Annotated in this window: 15 protein-coding genes and 1 pseudogene; 9 read left to right on the forward strand and 7 right to left on the reverse strand. The window is 67.0% G+C overall.

What is annotated here, in order from left to right:
* The first annotated feature begins 1 nt into the window (after position 1).
* The 3 genes and pseudogenes from trmB to mmpL3 all read left to right on the forward strand — a co-directional run bounded on the left by trmB (position 2) and on the right by mmpL3 (position 4263).
* Entirely contained in the window at positions 2-820 is an 819-nt protein-coding gene (trmB, locus tag M5I08_RS23415) for a tRNA (guanosine(46)-N7)-methyltransferase TrmB (protein WP_304502948.1), read from the forward strand.
* A 62-nt stretch (positions 821-882) separates the two neighbouring features.
* A pseudogene (locus M5I08_RS23420) lies at positions 883-1278 on the forward strand (NYN domain-containing protein); the annotation flags it as partial.
* Positions 1279-1326: 48 nt separating this feature from the next.
* Positions 1327-4263: a trehalose monomycolate exporter MmpL3 gene (gene mmpL3, locus M5I08_RS23425; protein ID WP_219068127.1), complete on the forward strand. Its 2937-nt coding sequence runs from the start codon at positions 1327-1329 to the stop codon at positions 4261-4263.
* Here the strand turns inward: mmpL3 and M5I08_RS23430 are convergent.
* Positions 4260-5411, reverse strand: coding sequence for an AI-2E family transporter (locus M5I08_RS23430; RefSeq protein WP_219068128.1), 1152 nt, complete (start codon positions 5409-5411; stop codon positions 4260-4262). The two genes, mmpL3 and M5I08_RS23430, sit on opposite strands and share 4 nt — an antisense overlap.
* A 105-nt stretch (positions 5412-5516) precedes the next feature.
* On the opposite strand from M5I08_RS23430, the gene M5I08_RS23435 reads away from it, so the two are divergent.
* Positions 5517-6647 (forward strand): lysylphosphatidylglycerol synthase transmembrane domain-containing protein, encoded by a 1131-nt coding sequence (locus M5I08_RS23435; RefSeq protein ID WP_219068129.1) that lies wholly within the window; start codon positions 5517-5519, stop codon positions 6645-6647.
* An 8-nt stretch (positions 6648-6655) separates the two neighbouring features.
* Here M5I08_RS23435 and M5I08_RS23440 read toward each other — a convergent pair whose 3' ends face one another.
* Positions 6656-7222, reverse strand: coding sequence for a hemophore (locus M5I08_RS23440; protein ID WP_219068167.1), 567 nt, complete (start codon positions 7220-7222; stop codon positions 6656-6658).
* Positions 7223-7499: 277 nt separating this feature from the next.
* On the opposite strand from M5I08_RS23440, the gene M5I08_RS23445 reads away from it, so the two are divergent.
* The 3 genes from M5I08_RS23445 to M5I08_RS23455 are packed head-to-tail and all read left to right on the forward strand — an operon-like array spanning position 7500 to position 11466.
* Entirely contained in the window at positions 7500-10493 is a 2994-nt protein-coding gene (locus M5I08_RS23445; RefSeq protein ID WP_219068130.1) for an MMPL family transporter, read from the forward strand.
* Positions 10490-11011, forward strand: a complete 522-nt coding sequence (locus tag M5I08_RS23450; RefSeq protein WP_219068131.1) for an XRE family transcriptional regulator — start codon at positions 10490-10492, stop codon at positions 11009-11011. The genes M5I08_RS23445 and M5I08_RS23450 overlap by 4 nt, the downstream gene beginning before the upstream one ends.
* On the forward strand, positions 11011-11466 hold the full coding sequence (locus M5I08_RS23455) for a CoA-binding protein (protein ID WP_219068132.1): 456 nt from the start codon (positions 11011-11013) through the stop codon (positions 11464-11466). Before M5I08_RS23450 ends, M5I08_RS23455 begins: the two co-directional genes overlap by 1 nt.
* Here the strand turns inward: M5I08_RS23455 and M5I08_RS23460 are convergent.
* The gene (locus tag M5I08_RS23460) at positions 11453-12142 is read right to left on the reverse strand and encodes a hypothetical protein (RefSeq protein ID WP_219068133.1); all 690 of its coding nucleotides are present in this window, start codon (positions 12140-12142) and stop codon (positions 11453-11455) included. The genes M5I08_RS23455 and M5I08_RS23460 overlap by 14 nt on opposite strands.
* Positions 12139-12771 carry an Rv1363c family protein gene (locus M5I08_RS23465; RefSeq protein ID WP_219068134.1) on the reverse strand — a complete coding sequence of 211 codons (633 nt, stop codon included), beginning with the start codon at positions 12769-12771 and terminating at the stop codon, positions 12139-12141. Before M5I08_RS23465 ends, M5I08_RS23460 begins: the two co-directional genes overlap by 4 nt.
* Before the next feature lie 155 nt (positions 12772-12926).
* Here M5I08_RS23465 and M5I08_RS23470 point away from each other — a divergent pair, with 155 nt between their 5' ends.
* On the forward strand, positions 12927-14921 hold the full coding sequence (locus tag M5I08_RS23470; RefSeq protein WP_219068135.1) for a M13 family metallopeptidase: 1995 nt from the start codon (positions 12927-12929) through the stop codon (positions 14919-14921).
* A gap of 98 nt (positions 14922-15019) precedes the next feature.
* On the opposite strand, the gene M5I08_RS23475 is transcribed toward M5I08_RS23470, so the two are convergent.
* From M5I08_RS23475 to ricR, 3 genes are all read right to left on the reverse strand, one after another.
* Entirely contained in the window at positions 15020-15988 is a 969-nt protein-coding gene (locus M5I08_RS23475) for a L,D-transpeptidase (protein WP_219068136.1), read from the reverse strand.
* A gap of 139 nt (positions 15989-16127) precedes the next feature.
* A complete protein-coding gene (locus M5I08_RS23480) occupies positions 16128-17354 on the reverse strand; it encodes an MFS transporter (protein WP_219068168.1) in 1227 nt (408 codons plus the stop codon).
* A 112-nt stretch (positions 17355-17466) separates the two neighbouring features.
* The gene (gene ricR / locus M5I08_RS23485; protein WP_219068137.1) at positions 17467-17757 is read right to left on the reverse strand and encodes a copper-sensing transcriptional repressor RicR; all 291 of its coding nucleotides are present in this window, start codon (positions 17755-17757) and stop codon (positions 17467-17469) included.
* Between the two features lie 189 nt (positions 17758-17946).
* On the opposite strand from ricR, the gene ilvD reads away from it, so the two are divergent.
* Entirely contained in the window at positions 17947-19662 is a 1716-nt protein-coding gene (gene ilvD / locus M5I08_RS23490) for a dihydroxy-acid dehydratase (protein ID WP_219068138.1), read from the forward strand.
* The last annotated feature ends 24 nt before the right edge of the window (positions 19663-19686 follow it).

Genomic DNA, 19686 nt, shown 5'->3' on the forward strand with positions numbered 1-19686 from the left:
AATGGGTAACGATGAACGGATGAGTGCGCAGCCTTCGGTGGACGCGGTCACACCGCCGACACCGCCAGACGCCCTGCCCGGCGCGCGCTCTGCCGGCGGCTATCGCCGGAATACCAGCTTCCGCTCGCGCCGTTCTGCATTGTCGGCCGCCCAGCAGCGGACCTGGGCGCGGCTGTGGCCGGACCTGGGCATCGTGGCGGCCTCCCGACACAGCGCCGATGCGCCCGACGAGCCGCTGAACGCCGGCGCCCGGTTCGGCCGCGATGCTCCGCTTGTACTCGAAATCGGTTGCGGCACTGGCACTTCCACGCTGGCTATGGCGCAATCGGAGCCGGGGGTAGATGTGATCGCCGTCGAGGTGTATCGACGTGGGCTGGCTCAGCTGCTGTCGGCGATCGAACGGGAAGGCGTCAGCAATATCCGGCTGGTCCGCGGGGATGCCGTCGACGTCCTGGAATCTCTGATCGCGCCGGGCTCGCTGAGCGGAGTCCGGGTGTTCTTTCCCGATCCGTGGCCCAAGGCCCGGCATCGCAAACGTCGGCTGCTCCAGCCCGCCACGGTTGCGCTGATCGCTGACCGGCTCCAGGCCGGAGGTGTGCTGCACGCTGCCACCGACCATCCCGGCTACGGCGAGCAGATCGCCGAGGTGGGCGACGCCGAACCCCGCCTGACCCGGGTGGATCCGGCGGGGCCAGCGGGGACCGGACTACCGATCTCGGTGGTCCGCCCAACCACCAAGTACGAGGACAAGGCGCGGCATGCCGGCAGCGCCGTCACCGAATTGCTCTGGCAGCGCCGCTTCGAAGGACGCGCATCATGAGCCTGACCGACGAAACGACCCCACCGATCAGCGCGCCGGCGGCCCTGTCCGGCAACGCCCTGCCCTGGGTGGATGCGCTGCGTAACGTGGGGTTTGCGGTGTTCGCCAAGCCGAAACTCGACGAAGACAGCGATGTGGACAGCGACATGCTGGGTCACATCGCGCAGCGCAGCGCCGCCGGCCTGGCGGCGCTGGTAGTAGCGTCCGCCGACGGCCAGGCCTTCCGCCTGCCGCTTGAGGAAATCTCCCGCCGCGGGGTGCCCGTACAGGTGCTGGGATTTCGCGAACACGCTAGTTGGGCGCTAGCGTCGGATACCTTGGAGTTCGTCGACCTGGAGGACATCGCGGGTGTTTTCCGGGAGCCGCTGCCGCGGATGGGCCTTGATTCGCTGCCTGAGAAGGGGGCGTGGCTGCAACCGTTCCGGCCGCTGTCTTCGTTGCTGACCTCGCGTGTCTGACACTGGAAAACCAATGCGCGGGTCGCCACCGACCAAGTAGGAGGTTACGTGTTCGCCTGGTGGGGTCGAGCTGTGTACCGCTTCAGGTACATCGTCATCGGTGTCACAGTGGCGCTGAGCCTGCTCGGCGGCATTTTCGGGATGAGCCTCGGCAAGCACGTCACGCAGAGCGGTTTCTACGACGACAGCAGCCAGTCGGTCAAGGCATCGGTGCTGGGTGACGACACCTACGGCCGTGATCGGACGAGCCACATCGTCGCGACGTTCACCGCCCCCAAGGGCGAAACCGTTCAAAACCCGGCCTGGCAGAAGAAAATCACCGGCGAACTCAACTCCTTTAAGAAGGACCATGCCCAGCAGGTCGTCGGTTGGGCCGGTTGGCTGGCCGCACCCACCAGCGACGACCCGGTCATCAAAGGGATGGCCAGCGAGGACGGCGAACACACCTTCGTCAGCATCCCGCTGAAGGGCGATGACGACGACACCATCCTGAAAAACTACAAGACCGTCGAGCCGGATCTGGAGAAACTCAACGGCGGCCAGGTCCAGCTCGCGGGGCTGGAGCCGATCGCCAGCGCACTGACCGGCACCATCGCCACTGACGAGAAGCGGATGGAAGTACTCGCGCTGCCGATGGTCGCGGTGGTGTTGTTCTTGGTCTTCGGCGGGGTGGTCGCCGCCTGCTTGCCGGTGATGATCGGCGGATTGAGCATCGCAGGAGCAACCGGGATCTTGCGGCTCATTTCCTTGTTCGGGCCCGTTCACTTCTTCGCCCAGCCGGTTGTCTCTCTCATCGGTCTCGGCATCGCGGTCGACTACGGGCTGTTCGTGGTGAGTCGTTTCCGTGAAGAGATCGCCGAAGGGTACGACACCGAGGCCGCGGTGCGCCGCACGGTGATGACGGCGGGTCGTACGGTGACGTTCTCGGCCGTGTTGATCGCCGCGTCGGGCGCCAGCCTGCTGTTGCTGCCGCAGGGCTTCGTGAAGTCGCTGACTTACGCGCTGATCGCAGCGGTGACGCTGGCTGCGGTGTTGTCGATCACCCTCCTGCCGGCCTGCCTGGCGATACTGGGCCGCAACGTGGACGCGCTCGGGGTACGAACACTGTTCCGCGTGCCCGTCCTGGCGAACTGGAAGGTGTCGCGGGCGTATCTGACCTGGCTTGCAGATCGGCTGCAGAAGACCAAAACGCGCGAAGAAGTCGAAGCCGGGTTCTGGGGCAAGCTCGTCAACGTGGTGATGAAGCGGCCACTGCTCTTTGCCGTCCCGATCGTCGTGGCCATGATCGCGTTGGTCATTCCGCTGCACAACCTCTCGTTCGGCGGTATGAGCGAGAAGTATCTGCCGCCGAACAACTCGGTCCGCTTGGCGCAGGAGAATTTCGACAAGCTCTTTCCCGGCTACCGAACGAACCAGCTGACGCTGGTGATCAAGAGCAATAACCACGGCAAGGTCACCGACCAGCAGCTCGCCGAGATCCGCAACGATGCCTCCTCGATCAGCGGGTTCACCGACAAAACCTGGAAAGAACGGGCCTGCCCGACCATCGCGGGCAACCCCTGCGTCGCGGGAGCCAAGGGAACCTCTCACCCGAAAGACGACTCGGTGCGGGTGATCCAGAACGGCTTGGCCCATGCGAACGACGCGGCTAAGAAAATCGCCGAATTGCGTTCGATCACTCCACCCAAAGGGTTGAGCCTGATGGTCGGCGGAGTGCCGGCTCTCGAACAGGACAGCATCCACAGCTTGTCCGACAAAGCTCCGCCGATGGCGGTGGTTCTGCTCACCACGACAATGCTGCTGATGTTCCTGGCATTCGGGTCGGTTGTGCTGCCGATCAAGGCCGCGGTGATGAGCGCGTTGACCCTAGGCTCCACATTGGGCATCTTGACCTGGATCTTCGTCGACGGACACTTCGCGAAGTGGCTGAATTTCACGCCGACACCGTTGATGGTCGTCCTCATAGCGTTGGTGATCGCGGTCGGTTTCGGCCTGGCGACCGACTACGAAGTGTTCCTGGTGTCCCGAATGGTCGAGGCCAGAGCCCGCGGCATGTCGACCGCGGAGGCCATCCGGATCGGAACCGCGACCACCGGTCGCCTCATCACCGCGGCCGCGTTGGTTCTCGCCGTGGTCGCCGGCTCGTTCGTGTTCTCCGATCTGGTGATGATGAAGTACCTGGCATTCGGTTTGATGGCCGCACTGCTGCTGGACGCCACCGTCGTGCGGATGTTCCTGGTGCCGTCGGTGATGAAGCTGCTCGGCGACGACTGCTGGTGGGCGCCGATGTGGATGAAGCGACTGCAGAACCGGTTGGGGCTCGGCGAGATTCACCTGCCCGACGAGCGCAAGCGGCCCGTCCCCCGCGCGCAGCGGCCGGCGCGGCGCCCTGCCGTCGCTGCGCAACCGAGTCCGCCGCACGACCCCACCCACCCCGGCGCGGAGGTGCCGCCGCGGCCGAGCAGACCGCCTGAGCCGGCAGACCGGGCGGATAACCGGCCACCGGCGCAGGAGACGCCGTCGGCCGCAGGCACCACGAGGATGCGCGCTCCCGGGCACCCCGAGCCCGCCGAGCCGCCGACCACGCGGCTCGCGGCCCAGGGACGCGAAGGCCCGCCCTCCCCGGCCGCTCCGCCGCCGGGGACCCCACCTGTTCGCGGAGAAGATCGCGAAATAGAGTCCTGGCTCAGCGAATTGCGGGGGCCGCAGCGCAACGACGTTCCCGGCGACGCGGGCGGCACCGGCAGCTCTGAACCGTCAGCCGACAAAACCCGCGCGCTGCCGGTGCCGGGCCAGCGGCCCCCCGCTGACGACGATGCCACCACCGCCATCCCGACCCCTCCGCGAGAAGGGGAGGACTCGGACGTGGCCACGCAGAAACTGAACGCCCCTGGAAATGAAGGCGACAACGGCGATCGGACCCGTCAGCGCCGGGGCGGTGGGCTCAGCGCGCAGGAGTTGCTGCGCCGCGAAGGCCGAATCTAGGCTTCGCTTTCCGGCTCCGGCCTGTCCGGTTCGGCTTGGATCATCGACGCGTCTTCGTCGTCGGCTCGCTTCGCCGCGGCGAACGGATCTTCGGCCAGTAGCACTTGGAATGCGTTGTTGAAGAACGCGACCGTCGGGACGGCCAGCAGCGCGCCGACGACCCCCGCGAGCACCCCGCCCGTCGAGATCGCCACCACCACGGCCAGCGGATGGATCGACACCGCCCGGCCCATCACCAGCGGCTGCAGGATATGCGCCTCGAGCTGGTTCACGCCGATGAGCACGCCCAGCGTCATCAGCGCATAGAGAAAGCCCTTCGCCAGCAGTGCAACCACCACGGCGAGAAAGCCGCTGAGCACCGCACCGACCAGCGGGATGAACGCACCGAGGAACACCAACGAGGCCAGCGGCAGTGCCAGCGGCACGCTCATGACGGCCAACCCAGCGCCGACTCCGGCCGCGTCGACCAACGCCACCAGGAAGGTGGCCCGCACATAGCCGACCAGCGAGCCATAGCCCGCGCTGCCCGCGGCCCGCACCCGCTCCCGGACGTGGGCCGGGAAGATCTTCGTCACGTAGGCCCAGATATTGCGGCCACCGTAGAGAAAGAAGGTCAGCGTAAACAGCGTCAGCAGTGCGGCGGTGAGGATTTCGGTGACGGTGGTCGCGGTGGACAACGCGCCGCTGGTCAGCTTCGCCTGATTGTCCCGCAGCGCCTGGATCGCCGCGTTTCCGGCGTTCTCGATCTGTTGACGGCTCAGATGCAGTGGCCCCTCGATCAGCCAGTTGCGGGTGGAATCGATGCTGCGGCTGACCTGGTTGACCAAATCCGGCAAACCGATGACGAACTGGCTGATGACGAACGCCAAGATGCCGCCCAGAATCGCGAACGCGCTTAGTAGCATCAGGGCGACCGCGCCGGCGCGGGGCACCCCTCGCTTATCCAGCCAATCGACGGCCTGGACCAGCAATGCGCTCAACATCAATGCCAGCAGCAACGGGACGACGATGATTTCCAGCCGCTCGATGACCCAGAGCAACGCGACCAGCGCCGCCAGGATGACCAGCAACCGCCACGACCAGGCGGCGGCCTTACGAACGAGAGGTTCGACGGAATCGCCGTAATCCGCGTCGGCCTTCGGCGGCATGCGGCTTAGCCTAACCGCGGCGCATGGGTCACCGTACGCAAATACAGTCCGACACCTGCGCCTTGCACCGATCTCGGCGCGACCTGCCCGGCTACGCTACAGCACGTGTCTCCCGACGCACCGGGGACGAACGTCAACGGTCAGCACGAAGAACGTGCCCGCGGCACACACTGGTGGGTGCGCTGGGCCGTTTTGGGCGTCGTCGCGATCGTGCTGGCGGTCGAGGTGGCGCTGGTGTGGGACCAACTGGCCAAGGCCGCCCAGAGCCTCTACTCGGCGAAATGGTGGTGGCTGCTGGCCTCGGCCGCGGCGGCCGTCGTCTTGATGCACAGCTTCGCCCAGGTGCAGCGGACCCTGTTGGCATCGGCGGGGGTCCACGTCAAGGAATTGCGGTCAGAGGCCGCCTACTACGCGGCCAACTCGCTGAGCACCACACTCCCCGGCGGTCCCGTGCTGGCGGCGACGTTTCTGCTTCGCCAGCAACGGATTTGGGGCGCTTCGACATTGGTGGCGTCGTGGCAGCTGGTGACGTCTGGTGTGCTGCAAGCGGTTGGGCTGGCACTGCTGGGCCTGGGCGGCGCGTTTTTCCTCGGGGCGAAGAACAACCCGCTTTCGGTGCTGTTCACCCTCGGCGGCTTCATCGCGTTGTTGCTGCTGGCGCAGGCGGCGGCGTCGCGACCGGAACTGATCGACGGAATCGGATCCCGGGTGTTGTCGAGGGTCAACTCCCTTCGTGGCCGGCCAGCCGATACCGGCCTGGCCAAGTGGCGGGAGATGCTCGCGCAGCTCGAATCGGTCACCCTGAGCCGTCGCGCGTTGTCGTCGGCGTTCAGTTGGTCGCTGGTCAACCGGTTCGCTGACGTCGCCTGCCTCGGCTTCGCTGCTTACGCGGCCGGGTATCACGCCTCAATCGGCGGGCTGACCGTCGCCTGTGCGGCCGCCCGCGCGGTGGGCACGATACCGCTGATGCCCGGCGGCCTGTTGGTCGTCGAGGCGGTGCTGGTACCTGGATTAGTGTCTAGCGGGTTGCCGTTGTCCGGCGCCATTTCGGCGATGTTGATCTACCGGCTGATCAGCTGGTTGTTGCTCGCTGCCGTCGGCTGGGCGGTGTTCTTCTTCATGTTCCGCACCAAGAGCGACGCCGACCCCGGCGGCGACGAGGTCGACGACGACTCGGTCGCCGCCGAACCGGGCGAACGCGCCGCGATCGAACTGCCGGGAGACCCGCAAAACTAGCCGCGCGACTACTTGACCGCGCTCAGTCCCGGCATCGCCGCCGCGCCCTGGGCAACCGGAGCCGCGGCCGGGACGCCGCCTGCGGGCGCCGCGCCCTGGGCTCCCGAGATGGCCTGCGCAGCGGCATTGGGCAGACCGCCCGGCAGGCCACCGGGTAACCCGCCCGGCAGGCCGCCCTGCGCACCCTGCATGATGCCGAGCACCTGGGGAAGGCTGATCGGCAACTTGCACCTGCTCGACAGCCCGGCGAGCGGCAGCGCGATCGTCTGCATGTCGCTGGCCGCCTTCGGGTTCGCCTCGAAATAGCCCGTCAGCGAATTGACCGACTGCGGTCCGGCCGGCTCCTGCAGGGCGCTGGTCATCGCCTGGTTGGTCTCCGGATGCCCGTCCAGGTAGTCGCCGGCCGACCTGGCCACGTTGCCGATCGTCCTCGCCATCTCGCTGGCAGCACATGGATCAGACGCCCCGGCCGCCGACGGCGCCGACAACAGCGCCACCGCGGTGGCGCCACCCAACGCTGTCGCGGTCAGGACACCGAGCAGCCGTCGGCGCAACGTAGCAGTACTCCCGATCAGGGAAGTCATACAGGGCTCCTCATTGGTTTGGGGGCAAACGCCCAGGCGCCATCCTGCCATCGAGTCCGAGGGTGGCCAACTCAGCGGACAAGACACTGCTGACACGCTCCCATCGTTGCGGAGTTGTTGCAGCTCAGCGAGCCGGAAGCGGTCTCGCCACATAGCTTGCTGGGGTAGGGTCGGCCGCGAAACCGTGCTGCGATCGCAAGCGCGGCGAAGCCGGGCGCAGCGGGTCGCCGCGAAACCGAATACGGGGAGTGAAGAAATCCAGCACTTCATGATGCGCCTCAGCAGCAACCTGCGCAGATTCCGCTGGCTGGTCTTCACAGGTTGGCTGCTCGCGCTGATTCCCGCGATCTATCTGATGATGACGCAGGGTGGGAACCTCACCGGCGGGGGCTTCGAGGTGGCCGGATCGCAGTCGCTGCGTGTGCATGACGAGCTCGAGCAGCATTACCCCGAGCAGGGCACGTCACCGCTGGCGCTGGTGGCGGCGCCGCGCGCGGATGCCAGCTACCAAGACATGAACGCCGCGGCGGCGTTTCTGCAGCAAGTCGCCGGCCAAGTCGCCGAGGTCGCGGTGGTCAAAAATCCGGCTCAGCCGCCGCCGCAGCCCGATCGGCCGTATGTGGTGTCGTTGCGCCTGGACTCCTCGAACAACGGCAGCGCCAGCGATGCCGCCAAGAAGCTCCGCTCAAAAATCGGCATCCAGGGCGATCGGCCGGGACAGATGCAAAACGGCCACGTCCGGCTGTACGTGATCGGCCAGGGCGCGCTGAGCACGGCCGCGGCGGCCAACACCAAACACGACATCGCCGCGGCCGAACGCTGGAACCTTCCGATCATCCTGATCGTGTTGCTGGCGGTGTTCGGTTCGTTTGCCGCCGCCGCGATCCCGCTGGCATTGGGCATCTGCACCGTCGCCATCACCATGGGACTGGTTTCTCTGCTGTCGGCCTACACCACGATGTCGGTGTTCGTCACCTCGACGGTGTCGATGTTCGGTATCGCGCTGGCCGTCGACTATTCGCTGTTCATCCTGATGCGCTTCCGCGAAGAACTGCGCGCCGGACGTCAGCCCCAAGAGGCGGCGGACGCGGCGATGGCGACGTCCGGGCTAGCCGTCGTGCTGTCCGGGATGACCGTGGTCGCCTCGCTCACCGGCATCTACTTGATCAACACCCCAGCGCTGGCGTCCATGGCCACCGGCGCGATCCTCGCGGTGGCGGCCGCGATGCTGACCTCGACGACGATGACGCCGGCGGTGCTGGCGACGTTCGGCCGGGCCGCCGCCAAGAGATCCGCGATGCTGCACTGGTCGCGGCGACCCGAAACGACCCAGTCGCCGTTTTGGAGTCACTGGATCGGCTGGGTGATGCGCCGGCCGTGGGCGTCGGCGCTGGCCGCGTCGGCCGTCCTGATCGCCATGGCGGTGCCGGCGCTGTCGATGGTGCTGGGCAACAGCCTGCTGCGGCAATTCGACTCATCCCACGAGATCCGTGCCGGGGTGTCGGCGGCGGCCGAGGCGCTCGGTCCCGGCGCGCTGGGCCCGGTGCAGGTGCTGGTGACCTTTCCCGACGGCGACGCCTCGGCGCCCGCGCACGCTCAGACGCTGGCGGCGATCGGCCACGAAATGGCAAAGGCGCCCGGCCCCGGCGTGTCGGTGGCGCCGCCGGTGTTCGCCGACAACAACACCAGCGCCCTGTTGTCCGGGGTGCTGTCGGTGGATCCCGAGGACCTGGGCGCCCGTAGCACCATCACTTGGATGCGGGCCCACCTGCCTGCGGCGGCGGGGACCGGGACCGCGCAGGTGGCCGTCGGCGGACCGACGGCGCTGATCAAAGACTTCGACGACCGGGTGGCCGCGACCGAGCCGCTGGTATTGGTTTTCGTCGCGTTGATCGCCTTCGTCATGTTGCTGGTCGCGATTCAGTCGGTGTTCTTGGCGTTCAAGGGCGTGCTGATGACGGTGCTGTCGGTGGCCGCGGCCTACGGCAGTTTGGTGATGGTCTTCCAGTGGGGCTGGCTGGAGAAGCTGGGATTCGCGCCGATCACCTCGATCGACAGCACAGTTCCGCCGCTGGTGCTGGCAATGACCTTCGGCTTGTCGATGGACTACGAGATCTTCCTGCTGACCCGGATCCGGGAACGGTTCTTGCAATCCGGCCACACCCACGACGCGGTGGCCTACGGCGTCGCCACCAGCGCGCGCACCATCACCAGCGCCGCGTTGATCATGATCGCGGTGTTCATCGGTTTCGCGTTCGCCGGTATGCCGTTGGTAGCCGAGATCGGGGTGGCGTGCGCTGTCGCGATCGCGGTGGACGCCACGGTGGTGCGACTGGTGATGGTGCCCGCCTTGATGGCGATGTTTGCCCAGTGGAACTGGTGGCTACCGGGCTGGCTGCACCGCATCCTGCCCTCGGTCGACTTCGAAAAGCCGCTGCCAACAGTCGATCTCGGCGATATCGTGATGATCCCCGAGGGCATCTCGGCGCCGGTGGCGCCCGGTGCAGACCTGCGGATCGTGCTGAAGTCTGCAGCGAGGCTCAAGCACTTGGCGCCAGACGCGATCACCGTGGCCGACCCGTTGGCCTTCACCGGATGTGGACGCAACGGCGAACTCCGCGGACATGTCACCGGCGGCGACGATGCCGCCAGTGCGCGGTCGGCCGAGGCCGCCGCCCCCACCCGGACCAACGGCAATTCGACGGCCAAAAAGCTCTCCGGCGGCTTGTCACATCACGGCGTCGCCCGCACCGCGCCCCGCGCGGTGCGGGCCGTGCATCCGGTCACGCTGTGGCGCGGTCGCCTCTCGGTGGCGTTGGACGCATTGGAAACCGAGGCAGCAACCCAGGCCGAGACCGACCACCCGATGTTCGAGCGGCGCAGCCCGGTGGAAACCACCCGCGTCCAGTTGCCCACCGGCGACCGGCTGCAAATCCCGACCGGCGCAGAGACGCTGCGGCTCAAGGGCTACCTGATCATGTCGCGCAACAGCAGCCGCGATTACGCGGAATTTGCTGAGCTGGTAGACACGATGGAAGCCCAGACCGCCGCATTAGTGCTGGCCGGTATGGATAGGTATTACTGTTGTCAATCATCCAGGCGGCAATGGATCGCCACCCAGTTGGTCCGCCGGCTCGCGGATCCACACCCAACGGATCTCGACGACGAGCATTGGCCCAGTCCGGATGCCAAGGCAAACTGGGAGGAGGTCAGGCAGCGCTGCCTGTCGGTGGCAGTGGCCATGCTGGAGGAGGCGAGGTGACGTTGGCACCCGACCGACGCCACGGGTCGCCGCATCGGCCGCCCGTCCGTCGCAATGTCGAGCGGCCCGTCGAGGTCTGGCCTACCTCGGCCATTCGCTCGGCGCTGGAGGGTGGCGACATAACCACCTGGAAGCAGATCGCGGTGGCGATCAAACGCGACCCGTACGGGCGCACCGCCCGCCAAGTCGAAGAAGTTCTGGAGAACTCGCGGCCCTACGGCATTTCCAAAGCGTTGGCGGAGGTGCTGGACCGCGCCCGCGACCACCTCGAGGCCAACGAGCGGGCTGAAGTGGCCCGCCACGTGCGGTTGCTGATCGAACGGTCAGGGCTGAAGATGGCCGAATTCGCGTCCCGGATCGGGGTGCCCGCCGACGAACTGGGGGCCTACCTCGCTGCCACGACCAGCCCGTCGGCGTCGTTGATGATCCGGATGCGCCGGCTGTCCGACCGGTTCGCGAAGGCCAGAACTCAACAGCCGTCTCAGCCGCCGCCCCAGCGGCCGGCCCGCGGGCACTGATGCTCGGCGAACCTGACGATGTCACGCTGCGGCGCATCTTCGCCGAAACCCGCGCCATCGCGGTGGTCGGCGCATCCGACAAGCCGACGCGGCCAAGCCACGAGACCTACGCGTATCTGGTCTCGACCGGCGAATACCAGGTTTATCCGGTCAATCCGGCGATCACCGAGATCGACGGCGCCGCAGTGTGTCCGGGCTTGGCGGATTTGCCGCTGGTACCCGACATGGTCGATGTGTTCCGGCGGTTCGATGAGTTGCCATCGGTGCTGGCCGACATGCTAGCCCTTGACCAATATCCGAAAATCCTTCGGCTGCAACAGGTTTTTTGGCTGCAACAGGGTTTGTGGCATGAGCAAGTAGGCCGCGACGCCGAGGCAGCTGGCATGCGGGTGGTGATGGACCGTTGCGATGGTCGAGCACGCCCGGCTGCGCTGAGGTTGGTCAGCGGGCGTTGATCGGTGCGACGTCCAGCACCAGCCAATGGTCGCTCTTCTTGGTCAGGGTGACGTGCAACGCCAGCACCGCATTGCTGGGCGGCTGACCCGGTGCGTTCTGCGTAGCGCGCAGGACCACCGCGACGGCGGCCGCAGCGGGCCCGATCGCTTCGACGCCGGCTTCTAACATCTCGGCGGAAGCGGTGACGTTTCGATGCGCCAAATCCGCGGTGGCCTTGGCGAAGTTGTCCTTGAACGCGGTCGCTTCTTCGGGCACCATCATCGCCGCGGCCCGATCGATCGAGGCCATCGGTTGCTGCGGTGAGAACCTCGCCGTCGCCTCCGCCATCGCGGTCGCTATCCGAACCACCTCGGTCGCGTCGGCCGTCAGCCGGCGGTCGGGCAATGTCCAGTGGGTGTAGCCGGTCAGCGCCGCCGACACCACCGCCGCCGCGCACAGCCCGACCACCGCCAACCGCAGAGCGGGCGCGTCGTCGTCGGTGCCGACGGTGACCGAATCCCGGCGCAGCAGCCAGACATTCACCGCCACACCCTGGACGATCAGCAGCACCAGAATCGAACATGCCGACACCCACCACCGCGGCCAGCCCAGAACGATCCCGATCGCCGACATGGCGGCGATCGCGGCCACCGGCGCCGCGATATCAAAGGCCAGCACCCGCCAGGCGTTCCTCATCGGACCGACTCGAGTCGCGAGATCATCGGCTTGCCGTCCACGTCGGAGACTGCCAACCGCAGGTTCCAGTGCACCGTCTGCGGTTTGCCGCCGGCGTTCTCGCTGACCGACGTGGCTACCACAATGACGGTGTCGGTGCGACTGGCAACCGAAGTCGGCAGTTGCTCAGCCGGCGCGGGCCGGGGTGCGCCCGGCTGGCTGTCCAGGTCATGGCGCACCGCTTCGAGCGCGACCGCCTCGACCTGACCGTGGCTGGTCGAGTGCAGCCGCTGCACCACTTGCTGATAGGGCTGCATGGCGGAGTCGAAATCGGCGTTGAGTTCGCCGACGGTCCCGTCGTGCAGCCGTTGCAGGCTGGCGGCGACGTTGCTGGCGTTCATGTTGATCAGCACGCCCGTCCAGTCGACGGCAGCGCGCATGGCTTGGCTCTGATAGCTGCGTTCGGCGACGTCACTGCGGTGCGCCAGCCAAATCACCGCAGCTAGCGCGATCGCGGCCACGGAAAGCGCGCCCAGCGCCGCCGATGCCACGCCGTAGCCGGAGATGAAAGGGCCCTCGAAACCATCGGGGTATTGCTCCGGTGCCGCTTCATCTGCCGGCTCGGCCACTGGCTTGGTCTGCTCGGGCATGGGCGCGAGCCTAGCCGTTGGTGGTCCTCGAGATTGCGCCTATGATCGTGATTTTCTGGAAAACCACGACCATACAAGCAGTTTCAACGCAGCGACACCTCAGGCTGCATCCAGTTGCGATGACTCCGTGTTGCTGAGATGGTAAGGATGGTGTGGTGACTGTAGAAGCTATCCGCTCGGGCATCGACCTGAGCAACGTCGACGCTGGCGCCCGCCCCCAAGACGACCTGTTCCGCCACGTCAATGGCCGCTGGTTGGCCGACCACCCGATCCCGGCCGACCGCGCCGCCGACGGCGCCTTCCGTGCGGTGTTCGACCGGGCCGAGGTCCAGGTGCGGGACCTGATCACCGAAGTCAGCGAGAGGACCGGGAATATCTCGGCGCCCGGCGCCGATGAGCAACGCATCGGCGACCTGTATGCCAGCTTCCTCGACGAGGACACGGTCGAACGGCGAGGTGTGCAACCGCTACTCGACGAGTTGGCGGCGATTGACGACGCCGCCGATCGCGACGCGCTGGCGGCCGTTGTCGGGGTCCTGCAGCGCACCGGCGTAGGCGGCGGGGTCGGTGTGTACGTCGACACCGACTCCAAGGACTCCAGCCGCTACCTGGTGCACGTCAGTCAGTCGGGGCTGGGACTGCCCGACGAGTCCTACTATCGCGACGAGCAGCACTCCGAGTTGCTCGGCGCCTACCCGGAGCACATCGCGCGGATGTTCGCGCTCGTCTACGGCGGCGCGATCGGCGACCACGACAAGACGGCGGCACGGATCGTGGCATTGGAGACCAAACTGGCTGCCGCGCATTGGGATGTGGTCAAACGCCGCGACGCCGACCTCACCTACAACCTGCGCACCTTCGCCGAACTGCAGGCCGAATCAGCGGGTTTCAATTGGCCTGGCTGGGTGGACGCGCTGGGCGCCACACCGGATACGGTCGCCGAACTTGTTGTGCGTCAACCAGATTACCTGACCGCTTTTGCCGAACTATGGCACAGCGAGGATTTCGACGACTGGAAGAGCTGGGCACGCTGGCGACTTATCCATGCCCGCGCCGGATTGCTCACCGATGCGCTGGTCGCCGAGGACTTCGCGTTCTACGGCCGCAAGCTCACCGGCGCCGAACAGATCCGCGAGCGCTGGAAGCGGGGCGTTGGGTTGGTGGAGAGCATGCTGGGCGACGCCGTCGGAAAGCTGTACGTCCAGCGCCATTTCCCGCCTGATGCCAAGGCCCGCATCGACGCGCTGGTCGCCAACTTGCGCGAGGCCTACCGGGTCAGCATCACCAACCTGGACTGGATGACGCCGCAAACCCGGCAGCGCGCGCTGGCCAAGTTGGACAAGTTCACCGCCAAAGTCGCCTACCCGAAGAAGTGGCGGGACTACTCGAAGCTGGAGATCGACCGCGACGACCTCTACGGCAACTTCCGCCGCGGCTACACGGTCAACTACGACCGGGAGATGGCCAAGCTGGGCGGCCCCGTCGACCGCGACGAGTGGTTCATGACCCCGCAGACCGTCAACGCCTACTACAACCCGGGGATGAATGAAATCGTCTTTCCCGCAGGCATTTTACAGCCGCCGTTCTTCGACCCCGACGTCGACGACGCCGCCAACTACGGCGGTGTCGGCGCGGTCATCGGCCACGAAATCGGGCACGGGTTCGATGACCAGGGCGCCAAATACGACGGCGAGGGCAATTTGGTCGACTGGTGGACCGACGGCGACCGCACCGAGTTCGGCGCCCGCACCAAGGCGCTGATCGAGCAGTACGACGTCTACACCCCGCGTGGGCTCGATAACGGACATCACGTCAACGGTGCGTTCACGGTCGGTGAGAACATCGGCGATCTGGGCGGTCTTTCCATCGCGTTGCTCGCCTATGAGCTGTCGCTGAACGGGCAAACCCCGCCCGTCATCGGCGGCCTCACCGGCGTGCAGCGGGTGTTCTTCGGCTGGGCCCAGGTGTGGCGCGCCAAATCCCGTGACGCCGAGGCGATTCGGCGGCTAGCCATCGACCCGCACTCACCGCCGGAGTTCCGCTGCAACGGCGTGATCCGCAACATCGACACCTTTTACGACGCGTTCGACGTCACCGAAAACGACGAGCTATACCTCGAACCGCAACGCCGCGTGAGGATCTGGAACTAGGGAGCGTTCTGCGCGCGAGCAGTCCCCCGCAAGCGGGAGGTGCCCCCCAGCAGAATCGCACGCGGCAGGCCGCGCATGCGATTCTGCGTCTGCTCGCCCTAGAGCTGCCAGTCGTTGGAGCCGTCGTTCTTCGAGTACGTCCCCCCGGTGGAGTTCTTCACGATAATGGGGTCCCCGGCGCCGAAGTTGTCGAAGAACCACTGGGCGTTGGACGGGCTGATGTTGATGCAGCCGTGGCTGACATCCCGCTTGCCCTGGTCGTCCACCGACCACGGCGCGCTGTGCACGTAGTCGCCGCTGTTGTCGAACTGCACAGCGTTCTGGACGTCGACCTTGTAGCCCCAGGTCGAGTTGACCGGCACCCCGTACGTCGACGAGTCCATCACCACCTTGGCCTTCTTGTCGAGCACGTAGTAGGTGCCGTTCGGCGTCTGGTGACCGCCCGCCGCCATCCCCATCGACATCGGGATGGTTTTCACCACGGCGCCGTTGCGGGTGACGGTCAGCTGATGGGTGGCGTCGTCGGCCGTCGCGATCAGCTGATCGCCGATCATGAAGTCCGAAATAGTCCCCGCGGCGTCGACGTGCACCGCGGTGTGCGCGGGCCAGAAGGTCAGCGGCCGCCACCGCACCTGGCTCGGAGTCATCCAGTAGAACTTGCCGGACACCGGCGGGGTCGACGAAATGTGGATCGCTTGCTCGGCCAACGGCTGGTCGGCGATCGGCCGACCGAAGTTGATGATGATCGGCTCGCCCACCCCGACCGTCGAGCCGCTGACCGGATTGAAGGTCGGGGGCACGAACGGGGGCTCGCCGACGAACGGTGCAGGGTTTTGCCCGACAACAGGGCCCGCCGGAGCCGCTACCGGGGGTGCCCACGGGTCGCCGGCCGCGAGCGGGCCGGCGGGGGGCGGCGGTGCCAGCGGGTCGGCAGGCGGCGGCGCGTCTACGCCCGGCGCGGGCGGCGGCGGGGCGGGCTCAGGGTCGGCCAGCGCCGAGCCACTTGCCAAGGTCAGCGCAGCGGTCACTCCCGCTGCGCTCAGCGCGGCGACGATCCATCGCGGCATTATCTATCCCTCCAGTCACGTCTCACCCAGTATGCCTAGCGGCGAGACCGACTTCAGGTTCGGCAATCGTGATTTATCGCGGACGCTGGCCCGTTTCAGGCCGCTGACCTGCTGTGATGTCGGTCGGTGAGACGCAACTTTACCGGAGGCCACCGGAGGGGACGTCGAACAGGTGGCGTTCGGCGGTCATTCCAGCGGCTCCGGCGCCGATCAGCACCGCCGATGCGGCCAACATCGCGAGCAGGCCGTGTTCGTAGAGCAGCCCGCCGGCGAAGGATCCGGCCATGATGCCGATCTGGAACGCGGCCATGTACAGCCCGGACGCGCCGTCCGGGTCGTCGGCTCCGGCGCGCATCGCCGCGGCTTGCAGCATCGGCGACACCGCATTGGCGGTGGCGCCCCATAACGCGACCGCGGCGATTCCGATCGCGATGCCCGCCGCGGTGGGCACGCTGTGGAACGTCAGCGCGATGAGCACCAGCAAGGTCAGCCACAGCCCGGCCATGCAGCTGATCACCGCGGCTCTGGGCCGTTGATCGGATGGTCGGGCCACCAGCGGCATCGCCAGCAGGCCCGCGACGCCGTAGGCGGCCAACAACCAGGCCAGATCGGGCCCCCGCACCCCGACGACGTCACGGATGATCACCGCGATGAAGGTGTAGGAGATGTAGTGGCCGGTGACCGCGACCAATGTGAGCGAGCTCACGGTCACCAGGCGCCGATTGCGATGATGCCCGGCGCCCCGGCCGACGCGGGCCAGCTGGTGCTCGGTCAGCGCGAGCAACGGCAGCACAGCCCAGGCCGCCACGGTGACCACGGCGGCCACGACCGCCACCGCCGCGACGGCAGCCCGCCAGCTCCACAGCAAGCTGATCGCCGCCGTGGCCGGGCTGCCCACCACCACTGCCAGGCTGATGCCCACGTAGATCATCGTTGTCGCGCGTCCGGAGTGGCTGGCCGGAACCAGCCGGGTGGCGATCGGCGCGATGACCGACAACATCAGACCGTGCGTGATCGCCGAGAGCACTCGGCCACCGGCCAGCACGACGAAGTTGGGCGCCACCGCCGAGATGAACTGGGAGGCCGTCAGGCACGCCAACGACATCAGCAGCGCCCGCCGACGCGGCCAACGGGCGGTCCAACGCACCAGCGGAATCGTGGTCACGGCCGCCACCAGCGCATACCAGGCCAGCAGGGTCCCGACGACGGGCACGCTGACGTGCAGGCCTCGGGCGATTGCGGGCAGCGCACCCACCGGCAGGATTTCTGCGGTGACGTAGATGAAGGCCGCCGCGGCCAGCACCGCCAACTGCACCGCTATCCGCGGCGTCCACGGTCCACCCGCACCGGCCGCGCTTTCGTCGATGGCGGCAGGTGGCGGGGGGTCATTCCACCAGCGGCGCGACCGCGCCGCTCCGGTGGTACGGGCTGAGCCCACGGCCCCTACTCAACCACGCAATACCGTTATCGCGTAGACATCAGGACCGGACGAGTCGGGCGATGGCGGCGGAGGCTTCGGCGAGCTTCTCGTCGGCCTCTCTACCGCCCTCGGCGACTGCGCGGCTGACGCAGTGTCCGAGGTGCTCGTCGAGCAGGTTGAGCGCTACCGACTGCAGTGCGTTGTTGGCGGCGCTGATCTGGGTGAGGACGTCGATGCAGTACTTGTCGTCTTCGATCATCTTGGCGATGCCGCGCACCTGACCCTCGATGCGCCGCAGCCGTTTGGCGTAATTGTCCTTCTGCGACGAATATCCGCGTGCGGGTGTCATTTGCTCTCCGGCATCTTGGCTAGTCTCTGGGGGCCGTCGCGACGGCGTCGCTGTTGAGACCAATGTCAATCTCGGATTGAGCCTTCGCCGCGGCGCCCCCGCGATTTGGCTTCTGCCAGCATATCCGATACCCCAGCGCGGTATCTCAATGATTTTGGGCCGACCTGGCCGTTCCCGCATACTTAGACGGTGCCCCAAACCAATGATCGGTCGCCCGCTGTCAACATCAAGCCCCGCAGTCGTGAGGTAACCGACGGCCTGGAAAAGGCCGCGGCGCGCGGCATGCTGCGGGCGGTGGGCATGGACGACGACGACTTCGCCAAGCCGCAGATCGGCGTCGCGTCGTCGTGGAATGAGATCACGCCCTGCAATCTGTCATTGGACCGACTGGCCAAGGCCGTGAAAGAGGGCGTGTTCGCCGCTGGCGGCTATCCGCTGGAGTTCGGCACGATTTCGGTGTCCGACGGTATTTCGATGGGTCATGAGGGCATGCACTTCTCCCTGGTGTCACGGGAGGTGATCGCCGACAGCGTGGAAACCGTCATGCAGGCCGAGCGACTGGACGGATCGGTGCTTTTGGCCGGATGTGACAAATCGCTGCCCGGCATGCTGATGGCCGCGGCGAGACTGGATCTGGCCTCGGTGTTCCTCTACGCCGGCACGATCCTTTCCGGGCACGCCAAGTTGTCCGACGGCGCCGAGCGCGAGGTCACGATCATCGACGCGTTCGAGGCGGTCGGCGCGTGCGCGCGCGGCTTGATCCCGCGCGAAGACGTCGACGCCATCGAGCGCGCGATCTGCCCGGGCGAGGGCGCCTGCGGCGGTATGTACACCGCCAACACCATGGCCAGCGCCGCTGAGGCGCTGGGCATGTCGCTGCCCGGCAGCGCGGCGCCGCCGGCAACCGATCGTCGCCGCGACGCTTTCGCGCGCCATAGCGGCGAGGCCGTCGTCGAATTGCTGCGGCGCGGCATCACCGCCCGCGACATCCTCACCAAGGAGGCGTTCGAGAACGCGATCGCGGTGGTGATGGCGTTCGGCGGGTCGACCAACGCGGTGCTGCACCTGTTGGCCATTGCCTACGAGGCGGGAGTCAAGTTGTCGCTAGAAGACTTCAGCCGTATCGGGTTACGCGTGCCGCACCTTGCCGACGTCAAACCGTTTGGCCGGCACGTGATGTCCGACGTCGATCGCATCGGCGGTGTGCCGGTGGTGATGAAGGCCCTGCTGGATGCCGACTTGTTGAACGGCGACTGTTTGACGGTCACCGGCCGCACTGTCGCTGAAAACCTCGCGCACATCGCCCCGCCGGAGCCCGACGGCAAGGTGCTGCGCGCTCTTGACCATCCGATCCACCCCACCGGCGGGATCTCCATCCTGCACGGCTCGCTGGCGCCCGAGGGCGCGGTGGTCAAGACCGCGGGCTTCGACTCCGAGGTGTTCGAAGGCGCCGCAAGGGTTTTCGACGGGGAACGGGCCGCGTTGGATGCGTTGGCCGACGGCACCATCACGCACGGTGACGCGGTGGTGATCCGCTACGAGGGCCCTAAGGGCGGGCCCGGGATGCGCGAAATGCTCGCGATCACCGGCGCCATCAAAGGCGCCGGCCTGGGTAAGGACGTGCTGCTGCTGACCGACGGCCGGTTCTCCGGCGGCACCACCGGTTTGTGCGTGGGGCACGTCGCGCCCGAGGCAGTCGACGCTGGTCCGATAGCCTTTCTGCACGACGGCGATCGCATCCGGCTCGACGTAGTCGAGAGCACCTTGGACGTGTTGGTCGACGCGAGTGAATTCGACGCGCGCCGTGTGGGTTTCACTCCCCCGCCAGCGCGCTATAGCACCGGCGTCCTGGCCAAGTACGTCAAGCTGGTGGGTTCGGCCGCCACCGGAGCGGTCTGCCGCTAGCGACGGGCCGCGACCGCCCGTCCG

The organism is Candidatus Mycobacterium methanotrophicum, from assembly GCF_023515995.1.
GTDB lineage: Bacteria > Actinomycetota > Actinomycetes > Mycobacteriales > Mycobacteriaceae > Mycobacterium > Mycobacterium methanotrophicum.

Coding starts and splice junctions, on each gene's coding strand:
- trmB (WP_304502948.1), top strand. CDS start 2: ATGGGTAACGATGAACGGATGAGTGCGCAGCCTTCGGTGGACGCGGTC.
- M5I08_RS23430 (WP_219068128.1), bottom strand. CDS start 5,411: ATGCCGCCGAAGGCCGACGCGGATTACGGCGATTCCGTCGAACCTCTC.
- M5I08_RS23445 (WP_219068130.1), top strand. CDS start 7,500: ATGATGCGCCTCAGCAGCAACCTGCGCAGATTCCGCTGGCTGGTCTTC.
- M5I08_RS23455 (WP_219068132.1), top strand. CDS start 11,011: ATGCTCGGCGAACCTGACGATGTCACGCTGCGGCGCATCTTCGCCGAA.
- M5I08_RS23460 (WP_219068133.1), bottom strand. CDS start 12,142: ATGAGGAACGCCTGGCGGGTGCTGGCCTTTGATATCGCGGCGCCGGTG.
- M5I08_RS23465 (WP_219068134.1), bottom strand. CDS start 12,771: ATGCCCGAGCAGACCAAGCCAGTGGCCGAGCCGGCAGATGAAGCGGCA.
- M5I08_RS23475 (WP_219068136.1), bottom strand. CDS start 15,988: ATGCCGCGATGGATCGTCGCCGCGCTGAGCGCAGCGGGAGTGACCGCT.
- ricR (WP_219068137.1), bottom strand. CDS start 17,757: ATGACACCCGCACGCGGATATTCGTCGCAGAAGGACAATTACGCCAAA.